Raw genomic sequence first — 17,685 nt, 5'->3', positions numbered from 1 at the left:
GTTCTTGTGCTTTTTCGTCTATATTTGAAATCGGCAATATTAAGAAAAAAGCACCTTCTCACTGACAATTCGCCAAATGAAAAGGTGCTTCGCTTGTATCTAAAGAGTTTATTTAATTAATTTATCCACTTCGTCCTCATTTAAATGGTATTGCTCGATAACTTTCTGTTTTATGGTAGAGGAATCAATGCCTAGTTCCTGCAGAGAATTAATTAGAGCTTTAATACCTTGTTCTCGGCCTTCATTAAGTCCTTCTTCGCGAGCCCTTCGCTTTGCATCCATCATGTTCACTTCATACTTCATAAAACCATTCCTCCTTTCTGGATCTTGCTTTACTTTATTAATTTCATTTTGAATCTGGGTAATAAATTCACTTTTATTGTCAACCTGATTACGCATTAAAGCAAGAAAATCTCTAATGGGTTGATCATTCTTGTCAAAAGTGTTTGCCAGAGCATTGAACACAATGATATGCCGTTTATCTCCAAACTTTAAGTTGCGATCTTTAGTGCATGTCAGATTGAATTCATAACGTGCCCAACCGCGATTAAAATAGTCAAAATTACAGAACATAATGACGTAGGTGGGATACTGATTGAGCACTGAATAGTCGTTTCCGGGACGCAGCACTTCATGGTCAATTTGTTCTTGATAGTAACGCAAACGTGCGGGCAAATTATTTTGGTCATTCATCTGCATTTCAATCACGAAAATATTGTTTTTATCGTCACGGACATACACATCAAAGCGTACCCGGTGAGCACTAACAAGATTGATATCCTTCTGAGTGTCTATTTGGATAATTCTCTTTGCATTGAGGTGGGGTAAAGCGCGATTAATCAGTTCTAGACAGATTTCTTTGTTTTGCATCACCATTCCAAACATAGGATCACTGGTAATGGTCATTTTCTGCCATTTTTCGTAAAGCAAGGCGATTTCTTCATCACGTGTTAGTTTATTTTTCATTTTAAATAACCTCGATCTTTTGTATCTCTACATACTAATTACGTAAATGATCGAGGATGACACTTTTTTACGACAAAAAGACAAGGTAGCACTTGATGATGACTGCCTTGTCTTTTGTTTTATTGGATTGCCTTCCTTAAGACTGCTTGCAGTTCTGGGTCGACAGCATAGATATACAGGCCATGAACACCGCGGGTCATCAACACGTTGAATTCATTTTGAATGAGCTTTTCGCCGAATTGTTGCTTAGATCCATCGTGCATCAATCGGTATTGGTAAACTTTTTTGTCTCGACTAGCGGAAGGATCAAAAACAATTTTGCCATCCCGATACTTAATTGATGGACCGATGACGACTCCTGCAAAATTGAGATCAGAACCTTGAACAGTGTATGTTGAGCCGATTTCTTTCACGGTGTGTGGTTGTTCGGCCCAAGACAAATCAGAATATTTCACCCCGGAGATTGAATGTTTATCAGCTTTATCGGGACGCAGCTGTAGATTCCAAGGCATTTGCCAATTGCCTTGTGAGACTTGCCATAATCCCTTCGAATCATTTTTGTTTTTGCTGGCGCTTGAATATGGCCAGTCAAAGGTAGCTAGCATTCGACTGATACCGTTTTTGCCATCTTCATTGGCTTTTTTATCAATGGCTGCTTGCATTTTAGCCGGATCATCAAACACTCTTAAATCGTATTTTTTGTCATGTGGTGCCTTGCTAATAACCTGGTCATCAACTAGGTTTCTTAGCCAATTAACCATTGCAGCTGACGCATCAATCCGCATCTGATGATGGAGCGGCACGATGTAGGGTTTATATTTCAGCAGCTCTTTCTTGTCGTCCTTTTCGATAATCTGGTTATTGCTGAGAACTTGGTGTTCATCGTAAACGGCGATTGTGATTTTCGCCCGTTTAACGATATCCAGCAGTTCGTTATTCCCGTGGCCATAATATGCTTGACTGCGCTTAGTCAGTAGCAAATGAGCTTCATCAACGAATGCAATATCAGCGGTCTGCTCAGGTGTATGCTTATTAATGAACGTAACCACCTTTTGCACTTTGGCATTAGGAATATCCAACTTGTCAACGATTTGCCGATAGACCTTTTCCTGTTGCGGATGGTTAACCATCATCGTAACGGATAATTGGTAATTGTTCTGTTTTGCGAGGTCGAAGAAGATATTACTCATCAACACAGTTTTACCCGCGCCAGCTTCACCTTCAACCAGAATCAGCTGATTGGTCTTGTTAGTCTTTAATGCCTGACCAACCGTCTCTAAAATCTGATTCTTCGCTCGCAATTGTTCGGCAGTTAATTTGAAGAATGGCGAGGCTTTGAACAGAGCGGATTCCTCAACGATCCTTTGAAGAGGGAATAGATCCGGCTTGCGCTTATGGAGTTGCCGCCAAATCTTGTCGAAAATGGGTTTCATTTCTTCAGAGGCATAGTAATCTCTCTGCGCATTGTCACGGCGGTTATTTAAATGACTGACAGTGCTGACACCCGACAGATAGTGCATCATACGATTTTCAATATCCAGGGTCAACGATTTATTAAAATGCTGGTGACCGATGACAAACATCGTCGCGTCAGGAGTTGCCTTTAGTTGCCGCCAGTCTTCTCTGGAGATTGGATCGGCATCCAAATGCTGCAGAGTACGGCGCTGAATATCATTAGTCTCACCGACATAGACCGTATACTTAGCTTTTGCCTGATTACCTTCATTAATAATGTAAACAGTTGGATAGTTAATCAGGTAGTTTTGCTTGTCTGCTTGAATGTCCTTTTCAATATCTTTGTTGAGATTAGAGGCATTCTTTTGGTTGTATTTTGTTTCGTAAATAATTGGTTGGGGGATGTTTTTTGGCATTTTTAAATCCTTATCTTCCTTTTATCATCTTTAACTTTACTCTGTTTTTATTAACGTGGGTAATAATCTTTTTCTTGATTTGGCGTAATCCTTGTTATAAAACAGTTGCACACGTGAACATTAGTGATTATTATAATAGATGTGTAGGAGAGCTTGTGAAATAGAAAGGATGTTTACTAATGGCTAAGAAAAAGGATAAGAAATTAGAGATTGACCCAGATAAGTTTGCACGTGCCGTCGTTAGTGGATCTCAATTAACAGATGAAAGTGATATTAAGGCCAGCAAGAAAGCCTTGATGCGTTATCTGAGTGCTTACTACTTGGTTCAAAAGTTCAATGCTTTGGAAGCTGATCAATTTAGTTTGAAGAAGAATCCTGACTTCCAAAAGATGATGAAGTCACTCGGTGATCTTTCCGGCATTGCGGCTGACGATGATGACGTCCCAGCTGGTTGGAACTAAAATCCACTCAATTTAAAGAATTAGCATCTCATAAACACTGTTAGTTTGGTGTTCATGGGATGCTTTTTTCAATTAAAAGCGAAGGCTAAGTTAAAATTTTTACATCTGAGTTGTTGCACTATAATGAAACCCTCTTATGTATTTGCAGGCGGTCCCTAAAACAATATTTGCCGTTGATGGAAAGGAAACATATGAATATTTGTTTTATCCAGCACGAGCCATATGTAGCGCCTGGTTATTACCTTACGTGGGCTCAGCTTCACCATTATATGGTGCAGATAGTTGACTGTCATCAAACCAAGCCAACGCAGACATGCTTGTGATTTTGGGAGGGCCACAGAACCCTCATACAACTTTGGATGAGTGTCCTTATTTTGATGCGAAAGCAGAACGTGAAACTATCAAAGACTTTATTGATCATCAGCGGATGGTGGAGGTGGGCAGCTCATTGGCGAAGCATTAGGGATTCCATATGAACATAGTCCACACAAGGAAGATGGAGCTACTCCGGCCTGGTTAACAAGAAAGGGGAAGCAAGATCCGCTTTTCGAAAATTTTCAGGATGGCACGCAACTTGGTGAATGGCATAACGACATGATGGGTATCAATGATGATACTCTAGTGTTGGCTTATAGTGAGGGATGCCCAAGACAGACCGTCCGTTACGGTGACTTAGTTTATGGGTTGCAATGTTACATGGAACTGACTCCAAAAGATTACTGTATTTTAATTGATCAAATGGGGACTGATGTTACTAATTATCAACAATACCCGTTCGTTCAGCCAGCGGAAGCGATTCGTCAGATTGATTGTCATCCAATGAATCAAAATTTAGCAGAGTTTTTGGATCAACTGGTTTTACGTTACCAAAGGCAGGTTAGCCACTGTTTGAATTGCTGCTTGTAAAAAGTAAGTGATATGCTACAATGTTAGAAAATCACAGGAGGATACAGCAAAATGGATCTTGGTTTAAAAGGCAAAACAGCACTGATTACCGGTTCTACCAAAGGAATCGGCAAAGCAATCGCAATTGAAATGGCAAAGGAAGGGGCCAATGTCATTATTAATGGTCGCAAGCAACCGGTAGTCAATACCACGGTTGACGAGATCAAGCAGCACTTTCCCGATACTAACCCTCAAGGCGCGGCTTTCGACATTGCGGACGTGGCTCAACGAGAAAAACTGTTTGCTCAGGTGACGAATGTCGATATTTTGGTAAATAACATGGGAATTTTCAAACCGATGGATTACTTTGACATCAACGAAGCGACTTGGCAACACTTCATTGACGTAAACTTCCATAGTGGCAATGCGTTAGCGAAGTTCTACTTGCCTAAGATGCTGAATCGTGACTTTGGGCGGATTATTTTTATCGCTAGTGAAGAGGCGATTATGCCATCTGGCGAGATGCCACAGTATTCTTTGACGAAGACGATGAACTTGTCATTGGCTAAGAGTCTGTCGAAGTTGACGAAGGGGACACACGTGACGGTTAACACGATTATGCCAGGCTCGACGCTGACTGAAGGTGTTCAGCAGATGCTAGTCGACATGTACAAAGACAGCGGCTTGCCAGAAAGTGAGTGGGAGAGTGACTTTATGAAGCATCACCGCCCGCTTTCACAGATTCAGCGCTTAATTCGTCCGGAAGAAGTAGGGCGCTTCACCGCATTCGTGGCTAGTCCTTACTCCTCTTCCTTCTCTGGCGAGGCCTTACGCCTAGATGGCGGTTTGGTGCCAACGATTTTCTAGTCGATCAAGATTAACAACACAGTTTCACCATCCTTACGCAGAACGCGGGGATGGTGTTTTTTGTAAAATGACTATGTTTTAATTTGCCTGTGCTATATTCTAAATATTAACCATTATTGACAAGGAGAATTCGTATGTACAAGAAAGACTACACCGTTGGCTTGGATATTGGATCGACGTCCGTTGGCTTTGCGGCAATTGACGATGACTACCAGCCGATTCGCCTCAAGGGTAAGAGGGTAATCGGGGTTCGTCTTTTTGAAGAAGGAAAGACGGCGGCAGAACGGCGTAACTTTAGAACGACTCGTCGCAGGCTCAATCGCAGAAAGTGGCGCTTATCACTGCTCGAGGAAATTTTTGATCCGTACATGGCAAAGGTCGATCCAACTTTCTTTGCCCGCTTGAAGCAATCAAATCTTTTCCCTAAAGATAAGAACAAAAAGTTTACGGGCTCCTTGCTTTTCCCGAAAACAACGGATAGTAAATTCTACGATGAATATCCGACGATCTATCATCTGCGCTACCATTTGATGAATGATTCGCGAAAGTTTGACCTGCGAGAGATTTTCCTTGCCATTCACCACATCGTTAAATACCGCGGTAACTTCTTGAACAGCGCGCCAATTGCTTCATTTAGCACTGATAAGATAAATCTTGTTGACGATTTTGAGACGGTCAACGCTGCTTATTTGCAAATCAATTCCAGCAACCCAGTACAGTTAGATACTGATCAGGCTGATCAAGTTTCGCGAATTCTTCTTGATAACAAGTTAAGTAATCTGGATAAACAGAAGCAGGCCGCTAAAGCGCTAGCGCAAAAGAGTGGTGACAAGAAACAAGATAAGATCAACAACACGACCATCAAGCAAATTTGTAAAGCACTGCTTGGCTACAAGTTTGATCTAGCTGTTGTTCTGAACATCGACAGTGATGACCATAATAAGTGGAAACTCCAGCTAAGTGATGAGAATATCGATAGTCGGTTAGCTGAATTGACTGGAGAACTGAATGAAGCACAACTCGATATTTTAAATGTTTTGTCTAGGCTGTATTCACAAATTACGTTAAATGACATCGTTCCAAGCGGGATGACGTTGAGTGAAGCGATGATTGAAAAATACAAAGCCCACAAAAAGCACTTAAAAATGCTGAAAGATTTTGCCCGGTCGCTTTCCAAAAAAGACTACGGACAGGTGATGGAAGCTTACGCTGAGTATATCGGCAATATCCCCGAATCAGCATCTTCCAAAGCCCAAAAGAAGATTTCACAAGATGACTTCTATAAAAAGATTAAACGGTATTTAGATGATTCCAAACTCGGTCAAAAGATTGCGGAATTAATTGCTAAGAATGAATTCATGCCAAAGCAGCGGACAAACCAAAACGGCGTCATTCCTTATCAATTACACCTGAAAGAACTTAATCAGATTATTGAAAATCAGAGCAAGTATTATCCGTGGCTAGCCGAACTAAATCCGAATGAAAAACGGCGGGGCAAAGCAAAGTATAAGCTTAGCGAACTGGTCGCATTTAGAATTCCATATTACGTGGGTCCGCTGATCACGCAGGAAGAGCAGCAGAAGACTTCCAACGCTAATTTTGCGTGGATGATTCGTAAATCAGAAGGGCGCATTACGCCATGGAACTTCGACGAAAAAGTTGACCGGATTGCCACGGCCAATCGTTTCATCAAGCGGATGACCACGAAGGATACCTACCTGATCGGCGAAGATGTTCTGCCAGCACACAGCTTGTTGTATGAACGTTTCAAGGTGTTGAACGAGTTGAATATGATCCGGGTCAACAATCATCGCTTGAGTGTGGGACAGAAGCAAGATGTTTTCGAGAAACTGTTCCAAAAACATAAAACCGTCAAGACTCGCGAACTCATCAAGCAATTAATGGCCAGTGGCCTGCCGACGCAACCAAGAATTACGGGCTTGTCTGACCCCGCTAAATTCAACACTTCCTTAGGCACCTATAATAATTTTGCCAAAATTCTTGGTGATGAAATTAATCAACCTGACCGACAGGAAGATTTTGAAAAGATTATTGAATGGATCACAATTTTTGATGACAAAGACATTTTAAAAACTAAGCTGAGTGAGCTATCTTGGCTTGATGAAAAGCAGATCAATGCCTTAATCAACAAGAATTACAGTGGTTGGGGCAGATTGTCACGAAAGCTGCTCACAGAATTGACTAATAAAAAGGGCCAATCGATTATTGACCGTATGTGGAATACACAAAAGAGTTTCATTGAGATCATTAACGAACCAGTTTTCGCAGAGCAGATAAAGGATGCCAATCAGGACCAACTGGATGAAGATGATTATGAAACGGTTCTGCATGACGCTTACACTTCCCCGCAGAATAAGAAGGCGATTCGCCAGGTCATTAAAGTAGTTGACGACATTGTCCGGGCAGCAGGGCGAGCACCTAAATTTATCTCGCTGGAATTTGCTCGTGAAGACCAAGAGTCACGGAGAACACAATCACGTCTATCAAGAATCAAGAAGATCTATGAAACGACGACTAAGGAATTGGTTGCCAATGACCAAATCCGCGAAGAACTTGGGAATGTCAAGGACTTAAACGATCGGCTTTTCCTTTACTTCACTCAATTGGGCCGTGATGCTTACACGGGAGAGCGGATTAATATTGATGATATCTCCACTAAATATGATATTGATCATATTTTCCCAAGAGCGTTTATCAAAGATGATTCGCTTGATAATAAGGTGTTAGTCAAGCGTGCCGTAAATAACGGTAAGTCAAACAATGTTCCGTTGAAGCTGTTTGGCGCCAAAATGAAACCTATCTGGAAGATGTGGAAAGACCATCAGTTGATTAGCAAGCGCAAGTATGAACATTTGATGACGAATCCAGATGCGATTGATAAATACAAAGCAAATGGTTTCATTAACCGTCAACTGATTGAAACTCGTCAAATCATCAAGTTGGCCGCAAACATTTTGGCTAACCGTTATTCAACTGAAGATACCAAAATTATCGAAGTGAAGGCCAATCTGAATCACCAACTACGGCAATCACTGCACTTATACAAGAACCGGCAAGTCAATGATTATCACCACGCAGTTGACGGTTATCTGAGTGCCTTTGTCGGGCAGTACCTGTATCATCGGTACCCGAGTTTGCAGTCGTACTTTGTATATGGCCAATATCAACGGTTCTTTGACAAACAAGTCCAAGAGAATATGAAGTTTAATCGCTTCAATTTCTTGTACGATTTGACTGACAGAGATAATGACCAGATTGTGGTGAAGAGTACTGGTGAAATTGTGGGCGAAAAGTCCAAGTTGATTGAACAAATCAAATGGGTATACCGATATAAATTTATGCTGGTATCCCAGGAAGTATTTACTAAGACCGGCCCGTTATTTGATCAGACAATTTATCCTGCAGGTTCCAATAAGAGCAGATTAATCCCAATCAAGAAAGACCGGCCGACGGATATTTATGGTGGCTATAGCAGCAGTACTGATGCCTACATGTCGCTAATTCGGGTTCCTGATAAGAAGGAAGATAAGTACAAAGTCGTTGGTGTACCATCGCGATCATTGGCAAGTTTGAACCGTGCGGAGAAGCGTGGCCATGATGCCTATCTGGATCAGTTACGACAGGTGATTGCAAAAAGTCAGAAGAAAGAATTTCAGATTATTATCCCGAAATTACGTTATCGTCAGCTGATTATTGACGGCGGATTGAAATATACGTTGGGCAGTTCAGCATATCAATACAATGCCCGTCAACTAGTGCTTTCCGAAAAGTCGATGGAAGTCTTAGTAACCGATTTTAGTAAAGTAACGACTGATTTGGATAAACAAAATCAGAAATTGATTGCTGTCTATGACGATATCTTGGACAAGGTTAACCGTTGCCTGCCGCTCTATGACAAAAATCAGTTCAGGAAGGCTTTAAATGGTGCAAGAGATAAATTTGTACAATTGCCGATTCTTCCAAAGTTCAACGGCAATAAGAAGGAAGAAGCAGGCAAAGTTGAGATCCTCAACGAGATTCTCTTAGGACTGCACGATGATGCAAGTACAGGGAATTTGAAGCCACTGGGGATTAAGACACCATTTGGGATGCTACAAACGCAGTCAGGGATCACAATGTCGAGTAATGCAGTCATCGTTAACCAGTCACCAACAGGTTTATTTGAACACCGAATTTATTTGAAAGCCTTACTAAATAAGCTGAATAAATAAAGAAAAGGAGGAATCGTTCAACTGAACGGTTCCTCCTTTTTGGTCAGATAACTGACTCATAAGTGGAAACTATGTACTCAAAATGTACTGTTTGATTTTAACTCTGTACTTCAGATCAATGATGTTTAAAAGTTGGTAGCTAACCAACAAATATATTTTATCAATTCAGAATTATGATGACAAGCTCAGATGACAGCTGGTTGACTTGGATCAAGGACTCTACAGTGATTCAAGTAATTCAAGAGTCAATTCTTATGGCTGATTTACCACTAACTTTAAATTATGACGGTGACTTGAAACGATTACTGACATATTGTTGGTTACACTTCATAAATGAATCTACAATTGAACCATATGATATAATTAATCACGATCTTAAGGTGCATTTAGAATGTGACTTGGATAGTGTTGTTTGTTTTTGTAATTTATCTAATTACTTAGATAGACAAGAATTTAGTGACATTATTTCGGACGTTACCGAAATCAATATTCCTGTTTTATTAGGTTTTAGATGTACTTCAGATCAATGATGTTTAAATCCAGAACGCGCATGGCGTGATACTCATACTAGTTTTAGATGTACTTCAGATCAATGATGTTTAAATTTTGCTATATGACGTTTGCCATAATATACTGTTTCTGTTGTACATTTGATCCATGTCATTTAAAAACTCGAAAAAGTGTTTAAATGAAGTAGGTGGTTTTAGATGTACTTCAAATCAATGATGTTTAATTGAATAGCCTTTGAAAAGTAATTAGTTCGTTCTCTGGTCTGTCAAGTCGACATTTTGACCACAATGCATATTCTTTTTAAGGCAATTTAAGAGGTGGAGATCCAGTATCTCGCCTCTTTTTTTCAAGGCTATTTCTATACTTCGCTTATGTGCAAGCAAGTTTTACAATAGTCTAAGTTGCAGCAACAAAATTTGATAACAATTATGAATTAGCTTAGATCATTATGAAATTCATTAATCATTCAAAAATCTATAACTCAGTCATGGCACTCTTAGCAGTTATTTCTGTCGTATTAATGACACTCGATTACGCTGATAAAATTGACATTGACACAGGATATTGGGCGTTAATTGACAATGTCATATTAGTTATTTTTACAATAGATTACTTTACTCGTTTACTTTTATCAAAGAGCAAAAAGCAGTTCTTCAAGAATAATTTATTTGACTTACTTTCTATCATTCCTGTTAATGGTATTTTTGCATTTTGTCGTATTAACAGAATTGGGCGACTTTTCCGGTTATTAAAGTTTACCCGATTATTACGAATGACTAGATTGATTGGCTTGCTTGGCCGCCTAGAAAAGTTTTTAAAGATGAATGGGTTAGTTTATTACTGTTATCTAGCGATTGCCGTACTTGTGGTTACATCGTCACTCTATTCGATTGCGGAAAAAGTTAATTTTAGTACGGCTTTATGGTGGTCAATTACAACCGCAACGACAGTAGGTTATGGTGATATTTCTCCTCATACTGCCCTGGGTAAGTTTGCAGCGATAGTCGACATGTTAATTGGGATAGGATTAATTGGAATGTTGACCAGTAACTTAACGAATTTCTTCAGTCAACAAGATGACAGTGATATGAAGCAAGAGATTCGTCAGCTACATCAAGAAAATCATGAATTGCTGGCTGAGTTAAATCAAATTGAACAACGACTTAATAAAACTCAAGTCAAAACCAAGTAAACTTGATTATCATTGGGTAATGAACGTAGTAGGTTATTATTAGAATCAAAGATAGTTTAAGGTGTTTAGATAACTATAGTAGCTTACAAAAACGGCCGTGAACCGGTAATAGTTCATGACCGCTTTTTAGTAGATGCTTATGCTTTGCGCATGTCTTTCAGTGCTTCCGTGATTACTTTGGAAACGTTGATTTGATGGACCATGCATTTAAGGATTCAAACATGGCTGCGATTAGTCTTCAGTAAATATATCATTATCACTCTTAATCCCATTCAAATTCAGGGTGATCTTTGTCAACGAAACCAGACTCAACATTCGCATGGAAAATTTTCTTCAGTTCTTTGACTAAATCATCGCGAGATGCATCCACAGAGTCTTTATTAACGTCGGTGAAGCCATCGATATAAAAAAATCGAATGTTGGCGTTGCCGGTCGCAGCTCTAATAAGTGAACAATCTCAGAAGTATAAAACGAAAAATGCAAAGTATAAAATGAATTATTAATAAATTCTAAAGCTAACGTTTGAGTCATAGTAAAACAAATTCGTCGTTACAGTATCTGAAAATCAGAAATAAGGGCCCGGCATGCTGTGATGGCGAGATTTTTTATACAAAATGTTCACGTGAAAAAAGTTTGACCAAACGCTTCCTTCACGACTGTTAAACGCTTACAATGAGGGTGTCTTATTTAGGGTGAGCGCCAGTCAATGATATGCGGTTGGGCGCTTATGAAAATTGATGATAACGTTTGGAAAAAGATGATGACTCATGTTTAAAATAATTCATCGTTACATGGATTTTTTGCCGGCTACCATGGCGGTTTTATTTCTGTTTGGTCAAACTGTTTGTGACCTGTATTTGCCAACAATCACAGCCAATCTGGTCAACAAGGGGATTCTGCAACACGATTTTCCTTATATCATCGCGATTGGCTGCCGAATGCTGATTGTTGCCGGACTAGGTTTGATAGCGGCCACGGTGAACGTTTTTCTGGCATCGCGACAGTCAATGAAGATCGGTGCCATGCTGCGGAGCAAGTTATATTCCAAAGTACTGAACTTCGCCGGTCAGGAAATGAACCATTTTGGCACGTCAACGTTGATTACCCGGACGACGAATGATGTGGTCCAAGTGCAGACGGTCATGTTTCAAGTCTTGCGGCAAATGTTGCGGTCGCCAATGATTTTAGTTACGGCCTGTGTGTTGGCCTATATCAAAGCCCCGCGCTTGACGGTTATTTATCTAATCACTTTACCGATCTTGACTGTCCTTTGCCTGTTAGTGCTGCACTATGCGACCCCGTTATTTCACAGCATTCAAGGCAAAACGGACCATATTAACCAAATCTTCCGTGAAGGATTGACTGGGGTGCGGGTGATTCGTGCCTTTAATCATGAAGACCACGAGCAGGAACGCTTCGACCAGGTCAACCGTGACTACACGCAAACTGGGGTAAAGGCTTATTCGCTAGTGGCTTGCCTTTTCCCAGCGATGACGTTGGTTCTATCTCTGACGGATGTTGGGATCATCATGTATGGTGGTCACATGATTGCCTTCAAAACGTTGAATGTTGGCGACCTGATTGCGTTCATTACCTATACGACGCAGATTTTGACGAGTTTCATGCGGCTGTCACGGATGTTCGTCAGTCTGCCACGGGCTTCTGCTTCTGCCAAGCGGATCAACGAAGTCCTGGAGACACCACATTCTGTTCGTTATGAGCCGACAACCACTGACGCCAGTCAACAGACCACGTCAAGCAATCCAGAAACAGGCCAATCGTCGGTCCCAGCAATCGAATTCCGTCACGTGAGTTTCCGTTATCCAGGTGCTGAACGGTTAGCTCTGGATGATGTGTCCTTTAAGGTGCCTCGGGATAGCACGATTGCCGTGATTGGCGGTACCGGTGCGGGCAAGTCGACCTTGATCGATTTGCTGGCGCACCTGTATGAACCTGCATCCGGTCAAGTGCTGGTGCAGGGGCGGCCGGTCAATAGCATTCCGGCTAACCAGCTCCACCATTACTTAACGGTGGCTCAGCAGAAGACGGTCCTCTTTTCTGGTACGGTCCGGACCAATTTATTGAAAGCCAATCCGCACGCAACGACCGACGAAATATGGCATGCTCTTGATATCGCCCAAGCCAGTGACTTTGTGAAAAATGCAGGCGGCTTGGATGCAGCGGTTCAACAGGGCGGTCACAACTTTTCTGGCGGTCAGCGGCAACGGTTAGCCATCGCCCGGACTTTAGTTGCTAACGCCGACATTTACGTCTTTGATGACACCTTCTCGGCTTTGGACTTCCAGACAGATGCTAACTTGCGGATGGCTCTGGCCACTGATCCACAGATGAAAGGCAAAGTGATTTGTATCGTTGCTCAACGAGTTGCCACCGTGCTGAACGCAGACCAGATTATTGTTTTGGACAATGGCAAGCTGGTTGGCTGCGGCACTCACGAAGAGTTGGCACGCACGAACCAGACTTACCAGCAGATCATGGCATCACAGTTGAAGCAGGGAGGTGGACAGCATGCATAACGGATTTGCACCTCATTTGCGGCAACGAAGCAAAGCGGAACAGGCACAGAACTTCTGGGGCACGACCTGGCGGCTTTTGCGTTACCTGAAGCCATGGCACTGGCTCCTTTTCTTGTCGATCATTTTTGCCATTGCGGCGGTGATCTTCTCCGTATCCGCCCCGAAGATTCTGGGGCAAGCAACGACGACCATTTATGCGGGGGTCAAGCGTGGCCGGGCAATGGGCGCTTCGGTGAGCCAGTGGCCGATCGACTTCCACAAGGTTGGCCACTACGCAGTCCAAGTACTGATCCTGTATGGCTGCTCGGCAATCTTCAGTTTGTTGCAACAATTGTTGACGACCCAGCTGGCTCAGCGAGTGGTTTATACCCTTCGTCGTGATTTAAAACGCAAAATGCGGCGCCTGCCGGTTTCCTTCTACGATACGCATGACCACGGTGATATCATGAGCCGGATGGTCAACGACATGGACAACGTTGCCGCCACTCTGCAACAAGGACTAATACAGATTGTTACGAGTGCCTTCACCTTCATTGGCGTGCTGGTCTTGATGCTGACCATCAGTTTGCGGCTGACACTGGTGGCATTAATCACGATTCCGATTGGGATGGTCATCGTTGGCGTGATTTCACCGAAAGCGCAGCGGCTGTTTGGCAAGCAACAGGCCACGTTGGGCACGATCAACAACCAGGTCGAAGAAACCTATACGGGCCAGCAAGTGGTCAAGTTGTTTGGTGACGAAAAACGTGAGCAGGAGCGCTTTGAAAAGGGCAACAAGCAGTACTTCAATGCTGCCTGGAAGGCGCAGTTCTTCTCCATCCTGGTCTTCCCGGCCATGAACTTTGTCCGGAACCTGGGCTTCCTGATGGTGGCTGTTGTTGGTTCCTTCCTGGTTGCGCAAGGTCAGCTGGCCATTGGTGCCGTCCAGGCCATTCTGCAGTACCAGGAGCAGTTTAGCCGGCCGATCACCCAATTAGCTAACTTAGCCAACGTTTTCCAACAGACGATCGCCTCATCGGAACGGATCTTTGCCATTTTGGACGAGCCAGAAATGAAGTCCGATACGGTTAAGAAAGCACAACCGGCACAAACCAGTGGGCCGGTGATTACCTTCAAAGATGTGAAGTTCAGTTATCGTCCTGACCAGCCTTTGATTGATCACTTCAACCTGGATGTGGCACCGCGGCAGACGATCGCTATCGTGGGGCCGACCGGAGCGGGTAAGTCCACGTTGATTAACCTGCTGGAGCGCTTTTATGACGTCAATGCGGGGAAGATTCTTTTACATGGGGTCAACACCCAGGACATGACGCGGGCGGACTTGCGGCGGCATTTTGCCATTGTTCCACAAGAGACCTGGCTTTTTCACGGCACGATTATGGACAACATTTCATTCGGCCACCCCGGCGCCAGCGCGGAAGATGTTTACCAAGCTGCGGGGCTGGCACGTGCCGACCACTTTATCCGCACCTTGCCGGATGGCTACCAAACCGTTCTGGGCGAAGGGTCCACGGAGATTTCGACTGGCCAGCAGCAACTGTTGACGATCGCACGGGCCTTTGCCGCCAACCCGGAAATCTTGATTCTGGATGAGGCCACCAGCTCCGTTGATACCCGGACCGAGTCGCTGATTCAAGCGGCGATGGATAACCTGCGGGCCAACCGGACGACCTTCATTGTGGCCCACCGTTTGTCGACGGTTCAGAATGCCGATCAGATTATTGTGTTGAACCACGGTCATATTGTCGAAACGGGCAACCATGAGTCATTGCTGGCCAAGGGCGGCTTCTATGCGCGCTTATACAACAGTCAATTCCGGCACGCCTTGCGTTAAGACACTGGCTTTGTGTCGTTGACCGGTCTAGGATGGATAAAGACATGATTAAAAGAGGAATAGCAGATGAGTAAGTATCAACAACTATGGGAGAAAATTGCAGCCAGTGGTCAGGACCAGTTAACTTTGTCGTTTGATCAGGTTAAAGAGTGGGGTGGTGTGCCGCTTGACCACTCCTTCCTGAATTACAAGAAGGAACTGCTGGATTATGGCTATGAGGTTGCCCACATATATCTGAAGAAACGGTCAATCTTGATCAAAAAAGTTAATGTTGCAGACAAGTAGGCGACTGGCCTGGTGATAAGGAATTAGCAAACATTTTGTATTTTTCACAAGTGGTAATTGCTAATCCATGTTGACAGGCCAAAACTGACGGTATAATAATATTTTTCGTGAACAAGAAGTTGGGAGGAATCACAGGTAGTGTCTGTGGTATAGGAGAATGAAGTGGTATCAATCACACAAGCTGACCATTTTGATCATCTTGTTTTTGCTATTAATGAATGTTAACCAGCCGATTTTGGCGAAAGCAGCGATAACCAAAAAAGAGGAGCACCAGATCCAAACCGTGCTCAACAAGTCCAACGCCAACGTGATGGTGCTGGTTGATGGGGAACACCGCCGTCAACCCGTTCGGATCCAGCACAGCACAGTGCCTAAGGATTCGCCACAGTACATCACGGAGAAGAAACTCTTCCCGATTGGCTCGACCCAGAAGTTACTGACGGGGATGTTGGTTCTGCGCGCGGTGAAGGATCACAAGCTATCCTTTAACACCAAGCTGAGTAAGTACTTCCCGCAAGTCCCGAACAGCAAGCAGATTACCGTGCGGGAGCTGTTAACTCACACCAGTGGTTTGGCAGACAAGAGTCGTTTTTCTGACCAACCGCTGCCCGACCAGAACGCGCAGCTGGGTTACTCACTGAGCCACTTATCGTCGAGTGGTGGTCATGGTTGGATTTATGCCAGCGTTAACTATGCCTTGTTGAGCGGGATTTTGTCGAAGATCTACCACGAATCCTACGCTGACATGGTGAAGGACTATTACATCAAACCTAACCACCTGAAGCAGACCAAGTTCTACTACCAGGTCAAGGATCCGCAGACAGTGCTGGGAACCGGCATGTTGGCTGGTAATCAACAGAGTCATTGGCACCATATTAAGCGGCAGTTATCCACCTACTTGGGTGCGGGCGACATGCTGATCAGTCCCGCCGACTACTGGGTAATTCTGACGCAGGCGTTTAACAGTCACCGGCCGTTATTTAAGGAGATCATGCATGCCAAAGTGGCACCGGACAGTCATTACTTTGCCGGTGGCTACGTGCGTGACGGGATCTTGCATTCAAACGGGACCGTTGAAGGCTACACTTGCAACGTGTTCACGAATGGAAAAAAGACGATGATCCTGTTCTCCAACTCCATGTCGTCAAAGGACACGGATAATCTATCGAACCAGGTGGCCAAGGTCTATTTCAAGTAGTGACGAGATGAAAGGTGAAAGTGAAAATGGCTTACGATTTCAAGAAGGAGAACCGCGCGCTTTATCGGCCAACGACCAAACCAGCATTGATTGACGTTCCAGAAATGCAGTTCATTACGGTGACTGGCGACGGAGATCCCAACCAGACTGGCGGCCAGTATGCCAAGGCATTGCAGCAATTGTACACGGTGGCCTACACCATCAAGATGAGCAAGATGGGTGATCATCATATTCAGGACTACTTTGATTTCGTGGTTCCGCCGCTGGAAGGCTTCTGGTGGCAGCCAGGCGTGAAGGGCGTTGATTACCAGCATAAGGAAACATTCCACTTTATTTCGGCGATCCGCATGCCTGGTTTTGTCAACCCGGACGTCTTAAAGTGGGCGATCACTGAAGCTGCCAACAAGAAAAAGGTCGACGCATCAAAGGTGCAGTTGACGACCATCACGGAAGGCAAGTGTGCTCAGATCATGCACATCGGCCCTTACGATGACGAACCTGCAACGGTCGCTAAGCTGCATGAGTTCGTTGCCAGTCAGGGCTTGCAGCTCGATTATTCTGATCGCCGCCATCATCATGAAATCTACTTGTCTGACCCGCGGCGCGTTAAACCAGAGCGCATGAAAACCGTTATTCGTATTCCAGTTAAATAGTATTAAAGCATCCGCCAACTACGGATGCTTTTTTGTTTTGAATTCACTTTGTGCAACATGCCACAACTTTGTGAAATTAACAAAATTTTCTGACTTATGCACACGTTAACATCGTACCATTAACGCCATGTGAACAAAGATACATTCTTGTGAAATTGAGCAAATAAGCGTAATCTGTAGAAAATGATTTTTAT

General features: G+C 43.4%; 13 protein-coding genes. 11 read left to right on the top strand and 2 right to left on the bottom strand.

The window, feature by feature from the left end; all coding sequences use genetic code 11:
- Positions 1-108: 108 nt before the first annotated feature.
- Together IV45_RS07790 and IV45_RS05355 are read right to left on the bottom strand one after the other, a co-directional pair.
- A complete protein-coding gene (locus IV45_RS07790) occupies positions 109-966 on the bottom strand; it encodes an Rpn family recombination-promoting nuclease/putative transposase (protein ID WP_083487274.1) in 858 nt (285 codons plus the stop codon).
- Between the two features lie 119 nt (positions 967-1,085).
- Positions 1,086-2,837, bottom strand: a complete 1,752-nt coding sequence (locus IV45_RS05355; RefSeq protein WP_057741374.1) for a DUF2075 domain-containing protein — start codon at positions 2,835-2,837, stop codon at positions 1,086-1,088.
- Positions 2,838-3,016: 179 nt separating this feature from the next.
- Here IV45_RS05355 and IV45_RS05350 point away from each other — a divergent pair, with 179 nt between their 5' ends.
- The 11 genes from IV45_RS05350 to IV45_RS05310 all read left to right on the top strand — a co-directional run bounded on the left by IV45_RS05350 (position 3,017) and on the right by IV45_RS05310 (position 17,491).
- Entirely contained in the window at positions 3,017-3,298 is a 282-nt protein-coding gene (locus IV45_RS05350) for a hypothetical protein (RefSeq protein ID WP_057741372.1), read from the top strand.
- A gap of 696 nt (positions 3,299-3,994) precedes the next feature.
- Positions 3,995-4,204, top strand: coding sequence for a hypothetical protein (locus IV45_RS07880; RefSeq protein ID WP_157051214.1), 210 nt, complete (start codon positions 3,995-3,997; stop codon positions 4,202-4,204).
- 51 nt (positions 4,205-4,255) lie between these two features.
- Positions 4,256-5,050, top strand: coding sequence for an SDR family NAD(P)-dependent oxidoreductase (locus IV45_RS05345; RefSeq protein ID WP_057741371.1), 795 nt, complete (start codon positions 4,256-4,258; stop codon positions 5,048-5,050).
- A gap of 134 nt (positions 5,051-5,184) precedes the next feature.
- Entirely contained in the window at positions 5,185-9,282 is a 4,098-nt protein-coding gene (gene cas9 / locus IV45_RS05340; protein ID WP_057741369.1) for a type II CRISPR RNA-guided endonuclease Cas9, read from the top strand.
- Between the two features lie 173 nt (positions 9,283-9,455).
- A complete protein-coding gene (csn2, locus tag IV45_RS07785) occupies positions 9,456-9,812 on the top strand; it encodes a type II-A CRISPR-associated protein Csn2 (RefSeq protein WP_083487273.1) in 357 nt (118 codons plus the stop codon).
- Positions 9,813-10,240: 428 nt separating this feature from the next.
- Positions 10,241-10,984, top strand: a complete 744-nt coding sequence (locus IV45_RS05335; RefSeq protein WP_057741367.1) for an ion transporter — start codon at positions 10,241-10,243, stop codon at positions 10,982-10,984.
- Between the two features lie 767 nt (positions 10,985-11,751).
- Positions 11,752-13,521 carry an ABC transporter ATP-binding protein gene (locus IV45_RS05330; protein ID WP_057741365.1) on the top strand — a complete coding sequence of 590 codons (1,770 nt, stop codon included), beginning with the start codon at positions 11,752-11,754 and terminating at the stop codon, positions 13,519-13,521.
- A complete protein-coding gene (locus IV45_RS05325) occupies positions 13,514-15,355 on the top strand; it encodes an ABC transporter ATP-binding protein (RefSeq protein WP_057741363.1) in 1,842 nt (613 codons plus the stop codon). Before IV45_RS05330 ends, IV45_RS05325 begins: the two co-directional genes overlap by 8 nt.
- Before the next feature lie 66 nt (positions 15,356-15,421).
- Complete coding sequence (locus IV45_RS05320) at positions 15,422-15,640, top strand: hypothetical protein (protein ID WP_057741362.1); 219 nt, start codon at positions 15,422-15,424, stop codon at positions 15,638-15,640.
- A gap of 157 nt (positions 15,641-15,797) precedes the next feature.
- On the top strand, positions 15,798-16,838 hold the full coding sequence (locus IV45_RS05315) for a serine hydrolase domain-containing protein (protein WP_057741360.1): 1,041 nt from the start codon (positions 15,798-15,800) through the stop codon (positions 16,836-16,838).
- A gap of 26 nt (positions 16,839-16,864) precedes the next feature.
- Positions 16,865-17,491, top strand: coding sequence for a GyrI-like domain-containing protein (locus IV45_RS05310; RefSeq protein WP_057741359.1), 627 nt, complete (start codon positions 16,865-16,867; stop codon positions 17,489-17,491).
- Positions 17,492-17,685: the final 194 nt, after the last annotated feature.

The sequence above is a fragment of the Limosilactobacillus secaliphilus genome (assembly GCF_001437055.1).
Taxonomy (GTDB): domain Bacteria; phylum Bacillota; class Bacilli; order Lactobacillales; family Lactobacillaceae; genus Limosilactobacillus; species Limosilactobacillus secaliphilus.
The sequence above is the reverse complement of the archived record's forward strand: the minus strand, read 5'-3'. Positions and strand labels throughout refer to the sequence as shown.

Bases quoted from the DNA above. Each gene is read 5' to 3' on its own strand.
- csn2 (WP_083487273.1), top strand. From the start codon at position 9,456: ATGATGACAAGCTCAGATGACAGCTGGTTGACTTGGATCAAGGACTCT.
- IV45_RS05320 (WP_057741362.1), top strand. From the start codon at position 15,422: ATGAGTAAGTATCAACAACTATGGGAGAAAATTGCAGCCAGTGGTCAG.
- IV45_RS05315 (WP_057741360.1), top strand. From the start codon at position 15,798: ATGAAGTGGTATCAATCACACAAGCTGACCATTTTGATCATCTTGTTT.
- IV45_RS05330 (WP_057741365.1), top strand. From the start codon at position 11,752: ATGTTTAAAATAATTCATCGTTACATGGATTTTTTGCCGGCTACCATG.
- IV45_RS07790 (WP_083487274.1), bottom strand. From the start codon at position 966: ATGAAAAATAAACTAACACGTGATGAAGAAATCGCCTTGCTTTACGAA.
- IV45_RS05335 (WP_057741367.1), top strand. From the start codon at position 10,241: ATGAAATTCATTAATCATTCAAAAATCTATAACTCAGTCATGGCACTC.
- IV45_RS05345 (WP_057741371.1), top strand. From the start codon at position 4,256: ATGGATCTTGGTTTAAAAGGCAAAACAGCACTGATTACCGGTTCTACC.
- cas9 (WP_057741369.1), top strand. From the start codon at position 5,185: ATGTACAAGAAAGACTACACCGTTGGCTTGGATATTGGATCGACGTCC.
- IV45_RS05355 (WP_057741374.1), bottom strand. From the start codon at position 2,837: ATGCCAAAAAACATCCCCCAACCAATTATTTACGAAACAAAATACAAC.
- IV45_RS07880 (WP_157051214.1), top strand. From the start codon at position 3,995: ATGGAACTGACTCCAAAAGATTACTGTATTTTAATTGATCAAATGGGG.
- IV45_RS05310 (WP_057741359.1), top strand. From the start codon at position 16,865: ATGGCTTACGATTTCAAGAAGGAGAACCGCGCGCTTTATCGGCCAACG.
- IV45_RS05325 (WP_057741363.1), top strand. From the start codon at position 13,514: ATGCATAACGGATTTGCACCTCATTTGCGGCAACGAAGCAAAGCGGAA.
- IV45_RS05350 (WP_057741372.1), top strand. From the start codon at position 3,017: ATGGCTAAGAAAAAGGATAAGAAATTAGAGATTGACCCAGATAAGTTT.